The 19,187-nt window shown below is 42.9% G+C and carries 18 protein-coding genes; 11 read left to right on the top strand and 7 right to left on the bottom strand.

The window, feature by feature from the left end; genetic code table 11:
- Positions 1-8: 8 nt before the first annotated feature.
- Positions 9-1,448: an FAD-dependent oxidoreductase gene (locus tag ATG66_RS03745; protein ID WP_098414023.1), complete on the top strand. Its 1,440-nt coding sequence runs from the start codon at positions 9-11 to the stop codon at positions 1,446-1,448.
- Positions 1,449-1,488: 40 nt separating this feature from the next.
- Here ATG66_RS03745 and ATG66_RS03740 read toward each other — a convergent pair whose 3' ends face one another.
- Genes ATG66_RS03740 through ATG66_RS03730 form a run of 3 tightly spaced genes read right to left on the bottom strand, consistent with a single transcriptional unit; the run spans position 1,489 to position 3,859 of the window.
- The gene (locus ATG66_RS03740; protein ID WP_098414022.1) at positions 1,489-2,424 is read right to left on the bottom strand and encodes a biotin-dependent carboxyltransferase family protein; all 936 of its coding nucleotides are present in this window, start codon (positions 2,422-2,424) and stop codon (positions 1,489-1,491) included.
- A complete protein-coding gene (locus tag ATG66_RS03735) occupies positions 2,421-3,104 on the bottom strand; it encodes a 5-oxoprolinase subunit B family protein (RefSeq protein ID WP_098414021.1) in 684 nt (227 codons plus the stop codon). Before ATG66_RS03735 ends, ATG66_RS03740 begins: the two co-directional genes overlap by 4 nt.
- Complete coding sequence (locus tag ATG66_RS03730; RefSeq protein ID WP_098414020.1) at positions 3,104-3,859, bottom strand: 5-oxoprolinase subunit PxpA; 756 nt, start codon at positions 3,857-3,859, stop codon at positions 3,104-3,106. The genes ATG66_RS03735 and ATG66_RS03730 overlap by 1 nt, the downstream gene beginning before the upstream one ends.
- Positions 3,860-4,176: 317 nt before the next feature.
- Between ATG66_RS03730 and ATG66_RS03725 the strand changes: the two genes are divergently transcribed.
- From ATG66_RS03725 to ATG66_RS03710, 3 genes are all read left to right on the top strand, one after another.
- Entirely contained in the window at positions 4,177-6,135 is a 1,959-nt protein-coding gene (locus tag ATG66_RS03725; protein WP_098414019.1) for a diguanylate cyclase domain-containing protein, read from the top strand.
- 54 nt (positions 6,136-6,189) lie between these two features.
- Positions 6,190-7,206, top strand: coding sequence for a UDP-glucose 4-epimerase GalE (gene galE, locus ATG66_RS03720; RefSeq protein ID WP_098414018.1), 1,017 nt, complete (start codon positions 6,190-6,192; stop codon positions 7,204-7,206).
- 454 nt (positions 7,207-7,660) lie between these two features.
- Positions 7,661-8,548 carry a LysR family transcriptional regulator gene (locus ATG66_RS03710; RefSeq protein ID WP_098414016.1) on the top strand — a complete coding sequence of 296 codons (888 nt, stop codon included), beginning with the start codon at positions 7,661-7,663 and terminating at the stop codon, positions 8,546-8,548.
- A gap of 99 nt (positions 8,549-8,647) precedes the next feature.
- On the opposite strand, the gene ATG66_RS03705 is transcribed toward ATG66_RS03710, so the two are convergent.
- Entirely contained in the window at positions 8,648-11,281 is a 2,634-nt protein-coding gene (locus ATG66_RS03705; RefSeq protein WP_098414015.1) for a bifunctional acetate--CoA ligase family protein/GNAT family N-acetyltransferase, read from the bottom strand.
- A 236-nt stretch (positions 11,282-11,517) separates the two neighbouring features.
- Between ATG66_RS03705 and ATG66_RS03700 the strand changes: the two genes are divergently transcribed.
- The 6 genes from ATG66_RS03700 (at position 11,518) to ATG66_RS03675 (ending at position 15,128) form a co-directional block, all read left to right on the top strand.
- On the top strand, positions 11,518-12,087 hold the full coding sequence (locus tag ATG66_RS03700; protein ID WP_098414014.1) for an SPOR domain-containing protein: 570 nt from the start codon (positions 11,518-11,520) through the stop codon (positions 12,085-12,087).
- A 148-nt stretch (positions 12,088-12,235) separates the two neighbouring features.
- Complete coding sequence (locus ATG66_RS03695) at positions 12,236-13,225, top strand: D-alanine--D-alanine ligase (protein ID WP_098414013.1); 990 nt, start codon at positions 12,236-12,238, stop codon at positions 13,223-13,225.
- Positions 13,226-13,353: 128 nt separating this feature from the next.
- Positions 13,354-13,743 (top strand): DUF3319 domain-containing protein, encoded by a 390-nt coding sequence (locus ATG66_RS03690; protein WP_098414012.1) that lies wholly within the window; start codon positions 13,354-13,356, stop codon positions 13,741-13,743.
- A gap of 1 nt (position 13,744) precedes the next feature.
- Positions 13,745-14,056 carry a stress response translation initiation inhibitor YciH gene (gene yciH, locus ATG66_RS03685; protein WP_098414011.1) on the top strand — a complete coding sequence of 104 codons (312 nt, stop codon included), beginning with the start codon at positions 13,745-13,747 and terminating at the stop codon, positions 14,054-14,056.
- 186 nt (positions 14,057-14,242) lie between these two features.
- The gene (locus tag ATG66_RS03680) at positions 14,243-14,494 is read left to right on the top strand and encodes a DUF2999 family protein (RefSeq protein ID WP_098414010.1); all 252 of its coding nucleotides are present in this window, start codon (positions 14,243-14,245) and stop codon (positions 14,492-14,494) included.
- 112 nt (positions 14,495-14,606) lie between these two features.
- Positions 14,607-15,128, top strand: coding sequence for a lipocalin family protein (locus tag ATG66_RS03675; RefSeq protein ID WP_098414009.1), 522 nt, complete (start codon positions 14,607-14,609; stop codon positions 15,126-15,128).
- Positions 15,129-15,315: 187 nt separating this feature from the next.
- On the opposite strand, the gene ATG66_RS03670 is transcribed toward ATG66_RS03675, so the two are convergent.
- The 3 genes from ATG66_RS03670 to ATG66_RS03660 all read right to left on the bottom strand — a co-directional run bounded on the left by ATG66_RS03670 (position 15,316) and on the right by ATG66_RS03660 (position 17,257).
- Positions 15,316-15,633, bottom strand: a complete 318-nt coding sequence (locus ATG66_RS03670; protein ID WP_098414008.1) for a c-type cytochrome — start codon at positions 15,631-15,633, stop codon at positions 15,316-15,318.
- A gap of 80 nt (positions 15,634-15,713) precedes the next feature.
- Complete coding sequence (gene ltaE, locus ATG66_RS03665; RefSeq protein WP_098414007.1) at positions 15,714-16,718, bottom strand: low-specificity L-threonine aldolase; 1,005 nt, start codon at positions 16,716-16,718, stop codon at positions 15,714-15,716.
- 23 nt (positions 16,719-16,741) lie between these two features.
- Positions 16,742-17,257 (bottom strand): NUDIX hydrolase, encoded by a 516-nt coding sequence (locus ATG66_RS03660; protein ID WP_179885582.1) that lies wholly within the window; start codon positions 17,255-17,257, stop codon positions 16,742-16,744.
- A gap of 267 nt (positions 17,258-17,524) precedes the next feature.
- Here ATG66_RS03660 and ATG66_RS03655 point away from each other — a divergent pair, with 267 nt between their 5' ends.
- Positions 17,525-19,186, top strand: coding sequence for an ATPase RavA domain-containing protein (locus tag ATG66_RS03655; protein WP_098414005.1), 1,662 nt, complete (start codon positions 17,525-17,527; stop codon positions 19,184-19,186).
- The last annotated feature ends 1 nt before the right edge of the window (position 19,187 follow it).

The raw sequence follows: 19,187 nt of genomic DNA, 5'->3' as shown, positions 1-19,187 counted from the left end.
GTGAAGCAATGAAGTCTGAGTTTCCAAATTATAAAGATAAGCACATCGCCGTCGTCGGTGGTGGTGTCGCAGGTGCAACAGCAGCAATTCACTTTGCGGAGCTGGGATTTAAAGTGTCTGTAATAGAAAAAGGGGCATCCCTGGTGAATGGTCCCCCAATCTGTCACTTGCATGCGGGAGGTAACTTATACCGTGAGATCTCTGAGCAACAGTGTTTGGACTTGCTTGCTCAATCCATTGATACGGTTCGACTGTATCCACGTTCACTGAATATTCGTCCGACTATGATTGCGGTTCCATACTCAGACGGCAGTGATCCATCAACGCTCATTCCTCGCTTAGAAGTCATCAAAAACGCTTATCAAACTCTTGTTGATCAAGATGTGAGAAATAAAGTGCTTGGCGAACCAAGTGAGTATTACAAACTGTACTCCAAAGAAGAGTTAATTGCGTTAGCAAATTGTACGCAACCAAAGGAACCTTCAACCTTTGATGAATGGTGTATTCCTTTTGCTCAGCATGCGGACCTCGAGGAATTAAAATATCCAGTTGTAGCCGTTCAGGAATATGGTTGGAGTGTGTTTCGCCTTGCGGCAATTGCAAATTTAACCTTAGAGAGTTTGCCAAACGCTTCGGTGTTTACTCAATCCAAACTCACGCAAGCCGACTGGACGGGTAATGGTTGGCAACTTGGTTATGAGCGTGATGGTATTGATGGCTTATTAACATGTGATTACCTCGTTAACGCGTGTGGCTTCGAAACGGGGTCTTTGGATAATGTAGTGGGTGCAAAACGCGATAGATTGGTCGAGTTTAAAGCCGCCTATGTAACCAAGTGGAAAGACTGCCAACAACAATGGCCCGAAGTCATCTTTCATGGACCACGTGGAACCGACAAAGGAATGGCACAATTGACGCCATACGGCGATGGTTACTTTCAGCTTCATGGAATGACAAAGGATATTACTTTATTTGAAGGTGGTTTAGTCGAAAGTACTTACGTTTCTGCTCAACCTACATTGCCTGTTCCATTACTTTCTAAGATCCGCAATGGTTGGCGAGAGGACGTGTTAGAAGAAAGAACCAATAATGCCATCCAGCACATGGCGCAGTTTATCCCTGATTATAAATCGGCGGTTAAAGGCGGTAAGGCACTGTTTGGTGCTCAGCAAATACCTGGTACCGACCCTGTACTAAGGGCTTCGGATGTGACTTTCGAGAAAAATCACTACGCTCGTATCGAGGTTGTAAAAGCCTCATCAACGCTACTTGCTGCACAAAAAATGCTGCAATATTGGTTTGATATTAAGCCAAGTCAGGACGTTGAATCACAGCACCCCATCGCCGTTCATTGGTCAGAGCAAGAAGTGGAGCAATACGCTATCCAACTGACCCAGGAACGTGATTATCCACAAGCGTTAGCAGAACGTTACGGGTTGTTGATATAAACTTCACTTATGGGCTCAGGCGGGAAACGGTTATCGCTTTTCAATAACCAAAAAACCGAGCCCATTGGCACCATGCGTCTTGTAATCTTTTCCTGTCGCCTTTTACAAAACTGATTTTTTGCCCTGGCTTGGCTTGCGCTAACCTTGGCAGATCGATTCGGGCAACGCAGCCAAATTTAGGATAACCGCCAATGGTTTGATGGTCATTAAGCAATACAATTGGGCTTCCATCACTAGGAACTTGGATTGACCCTAACGCGATACCTTCAGACGGCACCCCATCATAGGGCGACTTAATTGACTTACCTTCAAGGCGGTAACCCATCCGGTTAGAATCTGGAGAGATTGTAAAAGCGTTCGAGTAAAACGCGTGGCGAGCATCTTCGTCAAAATCCGCATTTTGATAACTTTCAATGACTCGCAAACGGATTGGTAAGTTGTAATCCGGCTTAAAGCGAAAGGTCATTTGTCTCGGTTTATGCTTTGGAAGGTTATGTGGAAAAAAGGGCAGAATATCGCCAGCTTTTAGAGCACCACCTTTAGAGTCGTAACCACCAAGAGACTCCCTAACGACAGTCGAAGTACTTCCTAAGTGCTGAGCGATATCAAATCCACCTTTAACAGCCAGATAAGTACGTAACCCGTTTTGTGCTACTCCGAAATGAAGTTTTTGTCCTTTTTTTAACGTAAAGTCAGACCAGTTAGAAATGGGGTCGCCGTTTACGGTTGCCTTCAAATCGCCACCACAAATCGCTAGGTGGCAGTTGTGTAAAGCAACAAAACACGCATTACCCAAAGTAATTTCAATGGCAGCACAGTTAACAGCATTACCGAGAAGGTAGTTGGACCAACTATAAGCAAAATCATCGACCGGGCCCCCTTGAGTCACTCCAATATGCCCTAAGCCAAAACGACCAAAGTCTTGAATCAGTGAGAGTGGTCCTGGCTTCTCTACCAATAATCCGGCATAACTCATAATGCGCCTCCTAACTTGATAAACTCCTCTTTCGAAATGGAATAAAACGTGACATTGTCACCCACTTCGAATGGTATAAAAGGTGGAATGTCAGAAAAAAGAGACGTCGGGCTTCTTCCTATAATATTCCATCCACCAGGGCTATCTGACGGGTATACTGCCGTCTTGTTGTCTGCAATACCTACACTGCCAGCTGGGACGTGAGTTCTTGGTGTTTCAAGCCTTGGCATGTATAGCTGATTGTCGACATTCGAAAGGAATGCAAAACCGGGAGCAAAACCAATCGCTGAAACGGTATAAACCGCTTGAGTGTGTAATGCGATAAGCAACTCTAGAGATAGCTCTTGGCTTTGAAAGCGCGATAAGTCCAGTGCAGTTTCTTCAGAGTAATAGACAGGAATGTTAATTTGGTTTGGTTGAACGAGGTTTGATGATGGGGTATCGAATTGCTCGATGAGTTGGTGCAATTCATTCATCAATTGTGATTCACTTATTCTGAAGGGAAGGTAATCGATTAATATAGTTTGGTAGGAAGGAATCACGTTCATAATGACCTTGGCCAAAATGTTTTTTATTTTACGAGCTAATTCACCCACTTCTTTTTCAGAAATACGTTCGTCGAACTTGACCAAGAGACTACATTCGGAAACCCAAGATATACTAAATCGTTTTTGATGCATTAATTCCCTCCTGCATACAAACTCTGGCGGATCTTCTGGATTAAGATGACTGACTCCTTGTTATCGCCATGAACACAAATCGTATCAGCCTCCAGTGAAATATAACTACCTGATGCCGCTTTTACTCGGCCAGAGTCAGCGAGGGAACGTACTTGTTCAAGTATGGCATGTTCAGCTGTTAATACTGCATTTGGTTGTGTTCTTGGCGTGAGCATCCCATCGTCTTGGTACTGCCTGTCGGCAAAGACTTCAAACAATAAAGGGACGTCGAAATCATCCGCGATTTCTAGGTACTTTTCATTTTCTTGTGAGGCAAGGATCATGAGAGGTACTTTAAAAAGGGCAGCAGCTTTAACTACCGCTCGCAGTATTGCATCACTTTTCATCATGTCGTTATACAACGCGCCATGAGGCTTAATGTAGCGAATATCAGTGCATTGCGCTCGACAAAGGGCTTGAAGTGCTCCAACTTGATAGATGACCATATTGGTAATTTCATCACCCGTCATGTTGATACTACGCCGACCAAACCCTTGAAGGTCGGCATAACTGGGATGAGCACCAATATCAACATCGTGGTCGTTGGCAAGGGTGATGGTGTCATGCATCACATTAGGGTCGGATGCGTGAAATCCGCAAGCAATATTGGCCATATCGATATGAGGCATCACGTCTTCATCCGCGCCCATTGACCAATAGCCAAAGCTCTCACCCATATCACAATTTAGTGTAAGTTGCTGTTTATTCAATGTCATACGCTTCTTTTTTGTACAGGCTATTATTTCACGATGCAGGAAAATGCATCCCGGTTCAGTGACTTAGTTCATTCTTCCAGGATGAGAGTGAGGTTGAGTGCCAAATGTGCGGCGAACAAGATCACTGAGCCTAGAAAGATCGAAGTGCTCTTTGAATTGGTCCGAACTTTAAGATATTTCGTTCAGTTTTAATCCCATTTTTGAGAATCTAAAGTTATTTTATTTTAACATCGTGTTAATCTTCCCACCCTTAATGGGTGATAGGTTGCACAATCACATGTCTGTGATTTGGTTGTTGTCTTCCGACAGGAATATATATGTCATTACGAGCAAAGCTTATCTTGCCGATTCTGGTATTTATCACGACTATCTTTGTTATCTCAAAAGGTTACACTTCGTATACTGCATACCAATCATCAAAGCATGAATTGGTTGAACAGACCAAAAATTGGATTAACAACGTTTCTTTCTCAATTAAAGATGCGCTTACAACAAAGAACAAGCAAAAAGCCCAAACAATTCTTGCCGGTTTTTTAACACAACCCAATGTCGCTCGAGTAAAGTTATACGACCAAGATGACCAACCCTTTGTTGTCTTAGAAGAACGCGATCTTTCAGCGCCAGTTCCAAACCAAAATGAACTAAGTCAATTACCTGCATTAGGCTATGCGCTGTTCGCTAAGTTTCTATATGTATTAGAACCTATTGTTCATGACGGCCATGTAATCGGGACCATAAAAGTCACGCTGTCGCACCAACCAATTTTTGATGCACATCAGTCTCTACAGCAAGACGGTATAATACTCTTTTTCCTGCTTGTCGCTGGTGGTGCGATTTTTTACATCAGTATTGAGCGACTTATCCTAAAACCCATACTTGAGCTAAAGTGCGGTATAGACAATCTCACGAATGGACAAACTACCCATGTTGAAGTTCGTTATTACTCCAAAGACGAAATGGGTGATCTCGCGCATTCTTTTAACCGAATGATGAATCTGTTGAAAAAACGAGAGAAGCAACGTCAGTACTCGCTGGAAACACTCGAACAAAAAAAGGCGTTTTTTGAAGGGGTGCTAGAGTCGGTTCAGCAGGCATTGGTAATTACTGACAATCTTGGCTGTATTATTTATTGCAACACTGCAACTCATCAAATATTTCAAAAAAAACCAAAAGAACTTGAACACGCAAGCATTCGTGACTTGATTAAAACCAAGACACCAAATGAATTGAGCCAAATACTCAGCCGAGGGTTAGAGTGTGATGATATTCATCTGCAAAATATCGATAATCAGCAACAGTTAAGTTTAACGAGTCGTCGTTTCTCCAGTCATGGCTATCTACTATTCTCTATTCAAGATATTACTGAAATTGAAGAAGCGATGAACAGGCAGCGTGTTGCTGGTCGTGTTTTTGAGAGTAGTCAAGATGGCTTGGTTGTGCTTAATCATCGTGGAGTCATTACAATGGTAAACCCCGCAGTGACCAAGCTGGTAGGGCTAGAGGCTGATCAACTTGTAGGAAAATCTTTCATTCAAACACTAAAATGGCGCAAATTGCAGGAAATGATGCCAAATATCATTGAGTCGATCGAAAACTACGGCGTCTGGCAAGGGGAAGTCATAGAGCAAAACCAACTAGGTCAATTGGTACCAATGTTTGCAAAGGTAAATCGCATCGTTAAATGTGAAGATCACGGATTTTATGATCTTGTCATTATGCTTACCGATCTCTCCGGCGCAAAAGAGATGGAGCGTTTAGAATACTTAGCTCATCATGATGCGCTCACAGGATTAGCCAATCGTTCGAAATTTCATTTGCAGCTAGAAAAATTGGTGCAAAGATCAGGGTACTTGCGTGATGAATTCGCGGTGCTTTATCTTGATTTAGATGGTTTTAAAGAGGTGAACGACACCTACGGGCACGATGCCGGTGACGAAGTTCTGAAAAAAGTAGCGGAACGTCTGACATCAGCAACAAGGCACAGTGATTTAATCGCAAGACTTTCTGGGGATGAGTTTGTTATGTTGGTGAACCCTGCCAACCAAAAAGTGGTTACTCGGATCGCAGAACAGTTATTAGATAATGTATGCGCGCTAATAGAATACAAAGACAACGACCTTAGAGTGGGTGTCAGTATTGGTGTCAAATTAGTGGGTGTTAATGAACGGGACGCAACGCGAATTTTGAAAAGCGCAGATACTGCAATGTATCAAGCAAAGAAAGCCGGAAAAGGGCAAGCAATATTGATAGGATGTGAATTACAGGAGACCGTTTAAATCATAGCACTAAAGCTTTAGACTAAACCGATTCGCGTCAAAAGGAATTATAAAATGAAAGTACTTGTTACGGGAGGTATGGGCTATATCGGTAGCCATACTTGCATTCAAATGATCGAAGCAGGAATGACTCCCGTTATTCTAGATAACCTGTACAACAGTAAATCAACCGTATTGAGCCGGATTGAAAAAGTATGTGGTGTTAAGCCGGCATTCATTCAAGCGGATATTCGAGATAAATCAGCCATGGTTGATGCACTCACATCATACGATATTGAAGCCGTTATCCATTTTGCAGGCCTAAAAGCTGTAGGTGAATCCGTAGCTAAGCCACTAGAATATTATGATAATAACGTAAATGGCACACTTGTATTAGTTGATGCGATGCGTGAAGCTGGTGTGAAATCGTTAGTATTCAGCTCTTCAGCAACAGTGTACGGAGATCCTGCCACCGTTCCCATCACAGAAGACTTTCCTACCAGCGCGACTAATCCTTATGGTCGCAGCAAGTTGATGGTGGAAGAGTGTTTAACTGATTTTCAAAAAGCAAATCCAGATTGGAGTATTACATTGCTTCGCTATTTCAATCCTGTCGGTTCACACCCAACAGGTGATCTAGGTGAAGACCCTCAAGGTATTCCAAATAACTTAATGCCATTTATTTCTCAGGTCGCGGTAGGGCGTCGTGAATTCCTTTCTGTCTTTGGTAGCGATTACCCAACGAAAGATGGTACTGGCGTACGTGATTATATCCATGTGATGGACTTATCTGACGGCCACGTGGCGGCGCTGAAACAGGTAGGTAGCAAAGCCGGCCTTCATATCTATAACCTTGGTACAGGTAATGGCTACAGTGTTCTTGAAATGGTGAAAGCCTTTGAAAGAGCGAGTGGTAAAAATATTCCGTATCAATTGGTAGAACGCCGTCCTGGAGACATTGCAGAGTGTTGGGCTGACCCGTCGAAAGCAATGAATGAGTTAGGCTGGGAAGCATCACGCACTCTTGAAGAAATGACGCGAGATACATGGCGTTGGCAATTAAATAACCCCCAAGGTTATCCAAGTGCTTAATCGGAATTTACATATTAATAACAAAAAAAGACGCGTTGCTGCGTCTTTTTTGATCTAAATCGGGAAAAAACCTAAATTAGTGGTTAAAAGGTAGCAACTATATATAGAGCTGTTAAAATATGTATGACTCTTAATTTGAGTCGTAAATTTTCTCATAACTATTGGGGTAGTTCATGGAGCTCGGTCTAATCATCACATTCATCGTCGCTGCTGCAGTGATGGTGAAAAAAGAGATGGCAAAACAGTAAACTTTCATTTTACATACTTTTCTTAACATTTTAGAAATGAAAGCCAAAATAAAGCCAGCACTAAGCTGGCTTTTGTGTTTTTATAAACTTATTTTCAACAATTAAGCGCCTTTCTAGTCTTCACGAATCAATGTGTTATATTGTTTAAAGTTATATTATCTTGATAAGATCATCAGCGCGGTGTAAATCACGTTAAGAGAGTTCATGTGCAGAGCCCAATAACACTAGAAGCGCTCCATATACTGGATGCTATCGACCGAAGAGGCAGTTTTGCTGCTGCTGCGAATGAGTTAGACAGAGCCCCATCATCACTGAGTTATCAAATCCAAAAACTCGAACAAGATTTAGATATTATTATCTTTGACCGTTCTGGTCACAAGGCGCATTTTACTGAAGCAGGCAAACTCATCCTAGAAAGGGGGAGAGCCATTTTGCAGGCCAGTGAAAAACTCGTTAATGATGCCACATTACTGGCTAATGGATGGGAGTTGGACATCACTATCGCATTTGATGGCATCATTCCTATCTCTAATTTTTTCCCAATGGTTGATGCGCTGGCTGAAGTCAGCTCAACACGAATACGACTACAGGAGGAGATTCTTGCTGGGAGCTGGGAATCTCTCAACTCTGGGAGAGCCGACTTATTGATTTGTCCATCGCTCGATACGTTACCGCAAGAAGTTAAATCTGAAAAAATCGGAAAAATGGCTATGGTTTGGGTCGCGGCAGCTGAGCACTATGTACATAAGCGCAGTGGTCAGTTCGATGAAGCAGCAAGAGAGAAATACCGGATCATCGCAATTGCTGATACTGCACGTGAACAGCCAGCACTCTCAATCAATATCATTCAAAAACAGCCTCGATTAACCGTCACAAACTTTACCGCTAAAGTCGACGCATTAACGGCAGGGCTAGGTATTGGTACGCTACCAGGCCAAATTGCACAACCACTCATTGATAGTGGGGTACTAAAGAGAATTGAAGGAACAGAAGAGCAACCGATGGATATTATCCTAGCATGGCGCAGAAATACTATGGGTGAAGCAAAGTCTTGGTGTATTCAATACCTGAAAAAGAACTGGAAATTAAAATAACAACGTCACGGTTTGCTTCTTAGATTCAGAACGAACATTGATATTACAATGTCCACTGAACCTAAGAAGTTGAATAAATATAAGACAAGAAAGTCTTATCTAGTTCAATGGTAACACCATGTCTGCGGTACCATCAGCAAATTGGACATCTAATTCAAAGCCAAGACTCTGCGCCAACATTAACATGCCTCGGTTAGTGGGCATTGTCATCCCTGACATTTGTTTAGTGCCTTTAATTTTGCAGTAACTGATGATTTTCTGCATCAGCACTTTCCCTAAGCCCTTACCTTTCAAATCAGAGCGAACCAAAATAGCAAACTCAGCATCACTATTATCTGGAGTAATCAGTGCCCGAGCAACACCAATGATCGATGGCCCACTCTTATCAAAAGCTACGGCAACAAACGCCATTTCTCGGTCATAATCTATTTGTGTGAAATTTGCTAAGGCTTCGTGATTAAATTCGCCAACTTCAGAGAAAAAACGCTTATACAGGTCTTCTTTAGATACGCTATTAATGAATTGCGCATGGAGTGGCTCATCTTCAGGCAAAATAGGACGAAGTAGAATAGGTTGGCCATCGCGAAGTGTAACTGTTTCAACAAATTCGGCAGGGAAAGGACGAATGGCGAGACGTTTCTGCGCGTCGCCCTCGTATTTTGATAATGTGATGTCTGCATCAATGATAGTTAAGTCGCGTTCTGACACCAGAACTGGATGGATGTCCAGCTTTTGTATTTCCGGTAACTCAACCGCCATTTGGGAGATACGAACTAAGAACTTAGAGAGCTCGGCAATATCAATGGCGTCTTTGTGTTTCTGCAAGCGAATCTTGCCTGACTTTAACGCCACCACCACCAAGTAACGCGCTAACGTCATGTTTAACGGTGGTAACGCTGCGACTGCATCCTGCGCGATATTCCATTCTGATCCCCCTTGACCTAATAGGATCACGGGCCCAAATACTTTATCAACTGCAATGCTAATCCGTAGTTCTTCGGCGCTACCTAGCTTGGCCATACCTTGCACTAATAAACCATGTACATTTGCTGAAGGGTAACTAAGCTTAGCTCTATCCAAAATAGATTGGGCTGCATTAGAAACCTCGCTGCTGTTTCTCAAGTTAAGCGCCACGCCGTGAACATCCGACTTATGTGGGATATCGGGAGAGCGAAGTTTTACGGCGACTGGGTAACCAATGTTCTCTGCCATATGTACGGCTTCTATTTCATCGGAAGCAATCCACGTCGGCAGCACATTAAAGCCAAACAGTTTAAATAATGGGCTCGTTTGGTGCGTATCGAGCGTGACTGTGTTTTTATCCAGTAATTTATGGTCTACCCACTCTTTGGCGGAACTAACACTACCCGAGTGTAATGGCTCTGCGGTTGTAGGAGTCTCCATTAATTGCTTTTGGTTGCGCCTGTACTCCACAAGGTGCATATATGCAACAACCGCGCTTTCTGGCGTTCGATAAGTCGGAATTCCAGCCAGTGTAAATGCTAGTCTAGCTTCGCGAGACGTTTGTTCACCCGACCAATTCGTCAGAATGTTGAAATGTTTATGCCTCGGGTGAGCTTTGATTACCTCTATGAGCGCTTGTGCGGTGTCGAGGGGATCTGAAACTGCAGAAGGGCTGTGCATAATCAAAATCGCATCAGCACAATCGTTATTCATCAGAGCATTAAGTGTATCGATATAGCGCTTTTTAGTCGCATCACCAGAAAGGTCTATCGGGTTTATTTGGCGCCAATTTTTAGGAAGAACAGCTTTCAATTGTTCAGCCGAAGCTTCATCCAGTGTTGCAAGTTTACCGCCGCGCTCGATTAAGGTGTCTACAGACATCAAAGCGGGGCCTCCGCCATTGGTGATGATCGCCAGACGCTCCCCTCGAAGTGGCACCGAATGTGTCAGGGTTTCTACTGCCGCAAATAGCTCATGTGTATTGCTTACTCGTAGCATACCCGTTCTGCGAATAGCCGAATCGTAGATGACATCCAGTGTGTCGCCGTCTTGTTGGTCAAACGTGTTCTTTTCTTTCGAGCGACCTGCTTTTAAAACCAGAATACGGCGGTTACGAGAGGCTGCTCGAGCTGCCGACATGAATCGACGCGCATCTTGGATAGAATCCACATACAGCAATATCGCTTCGGTGTTCCCATCCATACTCAAGTAATCGAGTAAATCGGCAAAATCGATATCCTGGCCACGACCAATAGAAATAAACGAAGAAAAGCCGATATTTTTATCATTGGCCCAATCCAGAACTGTGGTACATACCGCTGCGGATTGTGAAATGAATGCGATTTTTCCGGGCTTAGCCGCAACGGGAGAAAACGTACAGTTGAAGTTATTCCAAGGCAGAATAATCCCTAAACTGTTAGGGCCTAAAACACGAATATTGAGCGAGGAAATATTAAGATATTGAGTATCGTCTGAAATAACAATCGCGAATGGCGTGCCTCGTTCATCTAATTCTTTTAGCAGTTGTTCATTACGAGAAGCATTGGTGCATAAAATAGCGATATCAGGCGTATAGGGCAGGGCAGCAACATCCGGATAAGCAATCACACCAGACACGGCTTTATATTTTGGTGTAACCGGCATGATAGCACCGCCAAAACCGCTTTGCAGAAGATTGCGCATAACAACATGCCCTGCACGCAACTCTTTCTGAGATGCCCCAATAACGGCCACAGAGTTGGGTTTAAAGAGTTTATGTAGTTTATTCATGCTGACTCCTAGCCGTTTGCAAGTCACGTTTGCTTATCGGTTTCATATCAATCATAAACGAATAATTTATTGATAAAACGTCTTCAGACCAGACATTGGAGAAAATGTGGACGATGCTTATGGAGTTTGTGTTATTCATCACATCAAAATCACAGATTATTGTATTTGATGCTTGATAAACGAGTCTGCTATCGGCATGATTTATCTTAATATTTATCCAGAGCGTTTGTTACTTCATGAAAAAAATCGCAATCATCGGCTTGTCAGTCTTACTTTCTGCTTGTGCATCGGAAACTTACATCACAGATGTCACTTCTGAAAGCCACCGAGAGGATTACAAATCAGACCGTGTATCTAAGCCTATTATGGCGTCTGAAAATGCAGTAGTGGAAAGAGATGTAGAACCAACTGTTGTGAAAATGACGGCAAAGCCTGAAGAGAAAAGAGTCGTTAAGTTAACGCCTAAAAAGCAGGCTAAACCAGTTAAGGTTATACCGCCAAGCAAGAATCAAACAGACACTCAGCGATTTGGCTACACCATTCAGGTAGTCGCGTTGGGTAGCCAAGCTAAAGTTGACCAATTTGCCAATAAACTGCCACAAAGTGAACAACCAATTTGGGAGAACTATAAAGTTGTTAACGGTACCAAGTGGTTCTCTGTGCTTTACGGTGACTACGCAACAAGTGATGAAGCAAAACAAGCCATCTCAACACTGCCGGCTCAATTCCAACAATTGAAGCCATTTGTTAAGAGCATTGATGCCATCAAAAAGTCGGCTTATCCAACACTTAACAAGTTAAACTAACAAATCAAATAAGGGAGCTATTCGCTCCCTTATTTTTTGCTTAAATCCTATTCAAACAGAATTCCTCACATTAAAATTACTGTACGTCACACTTCAAAGGTTTATCATAATAAATAGTATCTTTTGTAGGTCACGGAAAGATTGATCCATGATTAAAAATATTCTTCTTCTATGCGGCGGCGGCTCTTCTGAGCACGAGATTTCATTGTTGTCTGCAAACTTTGTCGAGCAACAGCTAAATCTTATCGAAAATGTGAAAGTTATCCGTGTAGAAATAAAAAACGAAGGTTGGATGACCGCTCAAGATGAGTTGGTTTATTTGGATCTGAATAGCAAACAGTTGTGTACCAGTGAGTCGAGTCAAACCATTGACTTCGTCATACCTTGCATACATGGTTTTCCAGGAGAGACTGGTGATATCCAATCTTTGTTTGAAATTGCAGGCATTCCTTACCTCGGCTGTGGTCCTGAAGCGAGCAGCAATAGTTTTAATAAAATTACATCTAAGCTTTGGTATGACGCTCTTAGTATTCCCAATACACCATACTTGTTTCTGACTCGTAATGACGAAGAAGCGCACATTCAAGCGTTAAAAATGTTTGAAAAATGGGGAAAAGTATTTGTAAAGGCGGCGCGTCAAGGCTCATCTGTCGGTTGTTACAGTGTCATGGAGCGAGGGGCGTTAGCGGCTGCTGTGAATAATGCTTTTGGGTTCTCAGATCAAGTTCTAGTGGAAAAAGCAGTGAAGCCAAGAGAGTTGGAAGTCGCAGCGTATGAGATGAATGGTCAGCTTCACATTACTAAACCAGGTGAAGTGATTGCACCGGATGGTGCCTTTTATTCATACGATGAAAAATACAGCAGTGCTAGTCACTCATTGACGGAAGTGGAAGCCAAAAATCTAACACAAGAGCAGTTAGAAGCAATTCAACACGCTTCTGAAACCGTATTTAAACAGATGAACCTTCGTCATTTATCTCGCATCGATTTTTTCTTGACAGAAGATGCCAAGATATACCTAAACGAAGTCAACACATTCCCAGGCATGACGCCAATCTCTATGTTCCCTAAAATGCTTCAAAACAATGGCCACAAGTTCCATGAATTCCTCGAATGTTGCATAAATAGTGCAAAGTAATTAACGTTATTGAGGCCTGTTTTGTGTTAAAAATTGTTTGATTGAGCAAGGTTTGTTCAAGCTATATTTGAATAATGCTCAGTAACAATTATGATGATATTAACGCATTAAACAGATGACTCAATGGTATGGCGATTTCAAATTATAGAGGTTTTAATCTGCAATCAGGCGGGCCAGACGGCAGTATTTGGAAGGTTAAAATCAAACACCACGTTTTACAAGGTAGTTTGACGGCGGTAAAGAAGAGTATAGATTGGTGGTGCGATACCGCATCAATCATCGACCCGAAAGAGTTTGCGGCGCTTGATCAAAGAGCGCTGCATACAGGCGGAGTGCAACAATCTGAAGTTTTTAACGGCTATACTATTAAAAACGATACAGGCGAACTCAATGCTTGGTATTGTATGTTCAATGGTAAGCTAATTAAAGGCAGTAAAACTGCAATTCAACGCCATATCGAAGCTTATTTGGTTGCAATGCAAAAAGCGATGCAAGCACAACAACAAAAGAAACAATAGAATGACCTTGGTATATTCAACGGAAACCGGTCGAATTAAACCGGAAGAAGAAAAAGTAAACCGTCCTAAAGGCGATGGTATCGTAAGAGTTCAGCGCCAAACTAAAGGACGAAAAGGCAAAGGTGTATGCATTATTACGGGGTTAGACTTGGATGATGCACCGCTAAAACTGCTAGCAGCAGAACTTAAAAAAGTATGTGGCTGTGGCGGCTCGGTAAAAGACGGCAGCATAGAAATTCAAGGTGACGCTCGAGACAAGATCAAAGCGCATCTTGAAAAAAAAGGCATGACAGTTAAATTAGCCGGCGGTTAATTTAACTAACCCTAAAGCGCCTCATCGAAGGCGCTTTTTTGTATCTGAAAAACCAGTAATCGCAGGTTGCGCACTTCAAAGGAAGGAGTTGAGCCTACGAAGTGACGATGTGCAAGTTGCTAGTACAAAGCGAATACCTAATGATAAACTGCCGGTCTGTTTTATATAGTATATAAAGGTAATTTGATGAACCCGATTCTTGCGATCTTAAAAGAGAACAATATTAGCGATGAGCAAATCCACGAGCTATTTCAGGCATTAACTCAAAACCCTTTGGCTGCAATGGCAACGGTCAGCGAGTTAGGTCTTCCACAAGATAAGCTTCAAGCTCTGATGGCACAGGTAATGCAAAACCCAGCGCTGATTAAAGAAGCCGTAGAAGAGCTGGGTCTAGACTTCTCAAAAGTTGTTGAAGCAACAGAAAGGTTGCAGCAATAACCGCGTTTCAAGAAAACCAAAAGCTGGCAAACTTGATTGTTTTGCCAGCTTTTTGATCGATTCTTTGCCTTCTATAGTGAAATCAGTCACTAATTCAGATTTAGGTTGTTGTATGAGAGCGCTAAAGACAATTTTATTTTTATCACTTGCGACTTTGTTTGGCTGCACTTCCAAACCCAGTGGCGTGGAACCAGTAGACAACTTCGATTTACAGCCTTACTTAGGTAAGTGGTACGAGATTGCACGTCTTGACCATTCATTTGAACGCGGTTTATCGCACGTGACCGCTGAATACCAACGCCGTGAAGATGGCGGTGTGAGAGTGATAAACCAAGGGTACTCGAAAGAAGATCAAGCGTGGACACAAGCCGAAGGAAAAGCCTATTTTGTCGAAGATGAAAACATTGGCCACCTGAAGGTCTCATTCTTTGGACCCTTTTACTCATCCTATATCGTATTTGAGTTAGGTGAGAACTACGATTATGCATTTATATCGGGCTACAATCACGATTACTTATGGCTGCTTTCCAGAACGCCAACCGTCGATCAAGCAATCGTCGAACGCTTTAAGCAAGTAGCCAAAGAAAAAGGCTTTGAACTTGATGAATTGATCCTTGTCGATCAAGCTCAATAAAGCACTAATGATAGATTGGAGATTCTATTCGTTCATTTACCTCTATGGTCTTCATTTCAGAAGGAGATGAAGACCCGCAGTGAGCATGATTTTCTTATCAGCTATTTCACCTTTAAATGCCAATACAGGAAGTATTGGTATTGAGCAATTACGTTATTTTTGAGTTTTTTTGAAGTGGGAAAACCAATTAATTGCGTTTTTTCTCTGCGAAAAATGCAGCCACGTCGCGGAGGTCTTCATCATCTAGCATTCTTAATTGTGCCTCCATCATATCGGCAAGAGGGCCTTCACGCTCACCTGACTGATAGGCTTTCATCGCGTTGTAAAGATACGGTGCATTTTGACCCGCAAGGCTTGGATAAGCGTCGTTCTCTGCTATACCGTTGGTTCCATGGCAATAGACACAACTTGGCGATTTAATTTTGCCTTTATCTGCATCCCCGAAAGACTCAGCAGAAACTACCGAAGAAAAAAGAAGAGAGGCAAAAAACACGAATCTGAGCATGAATAGTTCTCTATTTGACAGTAGGTAATGGGATTACCATAAAGCTTCCCCTAAGGGGAAGCTCAATGATCAAAATCAAATTAAAGTAGAGAGTTAAGGTGAGAGAGAAAAGTGTCGATATCTTGTGCCGAGATATCTTTGTGTGTAACAAAACGAACTGGGTTGCTGGCGGTGATAATAATGCCTTGCGCTTTTAGTTTTTCAGCGATGGTCCGGATGTCTACTTGTGGATCCAGCTTTGCGAAAACAATGTTCGTTTGAACAAAATCAGGGTTGACCGAGAACCCAGGAAGCTCAGCCAAACCTGCAGCTAACGTTTTGGCATTGATGTGATCTTGTTTTAATTGTGCGACTTGTTCCGTGATAGCGAGTTTACCTGCTGCGGCTAGAATGCCCGCTTGGCGCATGCCACCACCTACCATTTTTCTCAAACGTCTCGCTTTGGCGATATATTCCGCCGAGCCAAGCAACAATGAGCCTACTGGAGCTGCGAGGCCCTTTGATAGACAAATGGTCATCGAATCAAAGTACTGGCCAACCTCTTTTACTGGCACATCCAGTGCAACGGCCGCATTAAAAACGCGAGCGCCATCAAGGTGCAGTTTCAAGTTGTGTTTATTCACAAAGTCACGTGCTTCTGCGAGGTAAGATAAAGGCAATACCTTACCGTTAATTGTATTTTCTAAGCTGAGCAACTTAGTACGAGCAAAGTGACAGTCGTCTGGTTTAATGGCAGATTCTAGCTTATCAAATGGTAACGTGCCATCGGGATTATTTTGTATGGGTTGAGGTTGAATTGACCCCAGCACTGCCGCGCCGCCAGCTTCGTACTTATAATTGTGCGCTTGCTGCCCGCATAGGTATTCATCACCGCGCTCGCAGTGGGCCATTAACCCCAGCAAGTTTGCTTGAGTGCCTGACGTGGTAAACAAGGCTGCTTCAAATCCCGCCAGTTCAGCAGCAAACTCTTCTAATGCATTGACCGTTGGGTCATCACCATACACATCATCACCAACTGGTGCGGTAAACATAGCTTGTCGCATGGCTTGAGTAGGTTGAGTGACGGTATCTGATCGAAAATCCATGAATATCTCCTTGGTCAAAAGTCCTAAAGGTAGCCGCAAAGGCGCGCTTTGCTTAGGCAAGCAATAGTTTTGGCATCCGTAATTGTGCCGTCGATGATCTTGTCTTCAAGCTCGCTGAGTGACACCGTCACAACCTCAATCACTTCGTCATGGTCACATTCGTAGCGATTGGTTTTGCTGAGCTTTTCTGCGACAAACAAGTGCTGAATTTCATCACAGAAACCAGCAAGAGGAGTTACTTGGCCGAGGGAAGTAAACTTCTCTGCGCTGAATCCGGTTTCTTCTTCTAACTCTCTTTGGGCGCAGCAGAGAGGTTCTTCTTTACTTTCACGCGTGCCTGCAGGCAGCTCTAAAAGCCACTTATTAAGAGAAGGCCGAAATTGATTAACAAGGACCACTTCACCATCTGTGGTAATAGGCAGAATTACCGCAGCCCCAGGGTGGTGAATAGTGGTATGTATAATTGCCTGCCCCGTTGGGAGCATAACTTGTTCTTCAACGAGAGAAATTTGCTTCCACTTATGAATAGTTTTGCTCATGCAGCGATTAATCCTAGCTTTACCGCATATTGATGTGTTTTGCACATTAACCACAAATGCTGAGAAACAAAAGTAAAAATTTTGTCACGTTACGAAAGTGTTTGCCCCCTCAGTGAATGGCGTCTCATAAATGAAAACTTTGATTGCCGAGCCAAGCAAGCGCTAAGCATCTGTTATAAGAGAAAACCAACAAAATACAACCGCAACAAAATGATAGCAAATGCATAAAAGCAATAACAAAACATCATTAAAGCCGTCGGAGAATGTATGATTCAACCTTCATTTGCATCAAATGCCCAAAAAGCGCTTCTTTCTGAGCGTATCAATAAACTGGCTAAAGCGCTGACTGATGGCGTTTATGAACGTGAACACACCATCAAATTATGTCTTCTTGTTGCTCTTGCCGGTGAAAGTGTCTTTCTTTTGGGCCCTCCTGGAATTGCAAAAAGTTTAATTGCCAAACGTCTTATTCAAGCTTTTGATAATAGTAGTTATTTTGAATATTTAATGACGAGATTTTCAACACCAGAAGAAGTATTTGGTCCATTAAGCATTCAAGAATTGAAAGACAACGGACGCTATGTTCGCCTAACTAAAGGCTATCTACCAACAGCCCAAGTTGTTTTCTTAGATGAGATCTGGAAAGCGGGCCCTGCAATTTTGAATACATTATTGACAGTGGTAAACGAAAAAACGTTCAAAAATGGCAGTGATATTGAGCGTGTGCCAATGCGTTTGCTTGTTTCTGCCTCGAACGAATTACCCGATGAAGAGAGCGGTCTAGACGCTCTTTATGACCGTATGTTGGTGCGCGTGTTTGTTAATCGGATTCAGAACAAACAAAACTTCAAGTCAATGCTGACGGTGGGTACCCCGCAAGAAGCGCAAGTGCCAGAGGGGTTAGCGATCACCAATGAAGAATATCACCAGTGGCAACAGCAACTCGATAAACTGACGCTGACTGACAATGCATTCGAAAAGCTATTCCAATTAAAAACGATGCTAGAAAGCAAAGTCAAAGCGGAGTTTGGTGATGCGGCCAATACTGACATGTATGTGTCTGACCGTCGCTGGAAGAAAGCGGTAAAACTCTTAAAGGCGAGTGCATTCTTTAATGGGCGCGATGAAATTAACCCGCTTGATTTGCTGCTTCTTCAAGATTGTTTATGGAACAATCCGGAGTCACGAGATGTGGTTCGTGAGGTAGTTCAAGAGTTTGCTCTCAAACACGCTTTTGACCAACAAGATGTGGAGCAAGAAATTGAATACTGCAGTGAGTCGTTAATCGACGTTCAACACGAGCTTGAAGATGCTTACCGCATGACGCTGACACCAGAGGCGGCAACAGGGATTTTGCGTAAAGAAACCCTGCGTTTCGATACGTCTAAGGCAAAAACCTACAAAGTTGGTGCTGCTGTCAACTTAGTCAAGTTGGTGATTTTGCAGAGCAACATGTCGGTATCGGAATCTGAAAAAGGTGATAGCCGTTGGGTTTATCTACCAAAAGATGAGCTGGAGCGCGTGATTAAAGATGGCTACGGAGATGTATACGGTTATGTGAACCAAAACACTAACATGTGCCGTCTACGTTTTGATGTCGATGCGGCGAGCAATTTGGTCGTTCGGGATATCGCGAACCGAGGCGTTCTGGTTAGTTTAGTTACCGAAAAGGGTTTAGATCTTGAACGGTATCAGAAGTGGTTAGCGCAAAGTGAAAAAGCAGTAAACCAATTGAGTGAAGCGGAACATCATATGCGCAAAGTAAAAGCGAATTTCCATGGCGCTTTGCCACACAGTTTTGTTGATCCTGAATTACCGCGTTTAATGGAGTCGAGTTTGCAACAGGTCAGCCAACAACTGGAGTCTATCCAAAGTGAAAGCGAGAAAATTATTCAGCGCTTTAAAAGCTTACATCAGTTTTTCGCTTAAG

It is taken from the genome of Vibrio sp. ES.051 (assembly GCF_002563795.1).
Lineage (GTDB): Bacteria > Pseudomonadota > Gammaproteobacteria > Enterobacterales > Vibrionaceae > Vibrio.
This window is presented reverse-complemented; position numbering and strand designations above follow the sequence as displayed.

Excerpts from the sequence above, each read along its gene's own strand:
- ATG66_RS03745 (WP_098414023.1), top strand. The coding sequence starts at position 9 with ATGAAGTCTGAGTTTCCAAATTATAAAGATAAGCACATCGCCGTCGTC.
- ATG66_RS03740 (WP_098414022.1), bottom strand. The coding sequence starts at position 2,424 with ATGAGTTATGCCGGATTATTGGTAGAGAAGCCAGGACCACTCTCACTG.
- ATG66_RS03735 (WP_098414021.1), bottom strand. The coding sequence starts at position 3,104 with ATGCATCAAAAACGATTTAGTATATCTTGGGTTTCCGAATGTAGTCTC.
- ATG66_RS03730 (WP_098414020.1), bottom strand. The coding sequence starts at position 3,859 with ATGACATTGAATAAACAGCAACTTACACTAAATTGTGATATGGGTGAG.
- ATG66_RS03725 (WP_098414019.1), top strand. The coding sequence starts at position 4,177 with ATGTCATTACGAGCAAAGCTTATCTTGCCGATTCTGGTATTTATCACG.
- galE (WP_098414018.1), top strand. The coding sequence starts at position 6,190 with ATGAAAGTACTTGTTACGGGAGGTATGGGCTATATCGGTAGCCATACT.
- ATG66_RS03705 (WP_098414015.1), bottom strand. The coding sequence starts at position 11,281 with ATGAATAAACTACATAAACTCTTTAAACCCAACTCTGTGGCCGTTATT.
- ATG66_RS03700 (WP_098414014.1), top strand. The coding sequence starts at position 11,518 with ATGAAAAAAATCGCAATCATCGGCTTGTCAGTCTTACTTTCTGCTTGT.
- ATG66_RS03695 (WP_098414013.1), top strand. The coding sequence starts at position 12,236 with ATGATTAAAAATATTCTTCTTCTATGCGGCGGCGGCTCTTCTGAGCAC.
- ATG66_RS03690 (WP_098414012.1), top strand. The coding sequence starts at position 13,354 with ATGGCGATTTCAAATTATAGAGGTTTTAATCTGCAATCAGGCGGGCCA.
- yciH (WP_098414011.1), top strand. The coding sequence starts at position 13,745 with ATGACCTTGGTATATTCAACGGAAACCGGTCGAATTAAACCGGAAGAA.
- ATG66_RS03680 (WP_098414010.1), top strand. The coding sequence starts at position 14,243 with ATGAACCCGATTCTTGCGATCTTAAAAGAGAACAATATTAGCGATGAG.
- ATG66_RS03675 (WP_098414009.1), top strand. The coding sequence starts at position 14,607 with ATGAGAGCGCTAAAGACAATTTTATTTTTATCACTTGCGACTTTGTTT.
- ATG66_RS03670 (WP_098414008.1), bottom strand. The coding sequence starts at position 15,633 with ATGCTCAGATTCGTGTTTTTTGCCTCTCTTCTTTTTTCTTCGGTAGTT.
- ltaE (WP_098414007.1), bottom strand. The coding sequence starts at position 16,718 with ATGGATTTTCGATCAGATACCGTCACTCAACCTACTCAAGCCATGCGA.
- ATG66_RS03660 (WP_179885582.1), bottom strand. The coding sequence starts at position 17,257 with ATGAGCAAAACTATTCATAAGTGGAAGCAAATTTCTCTCGTTGAAGAA.
- ATG66_RS03655 (WP_098414005.1), top strand. The coding sequence starts at position 17,525 with ATGATTCAACCTTCATTTGCATCAAATGCCCAAAAAGCGCTTCTTTCT.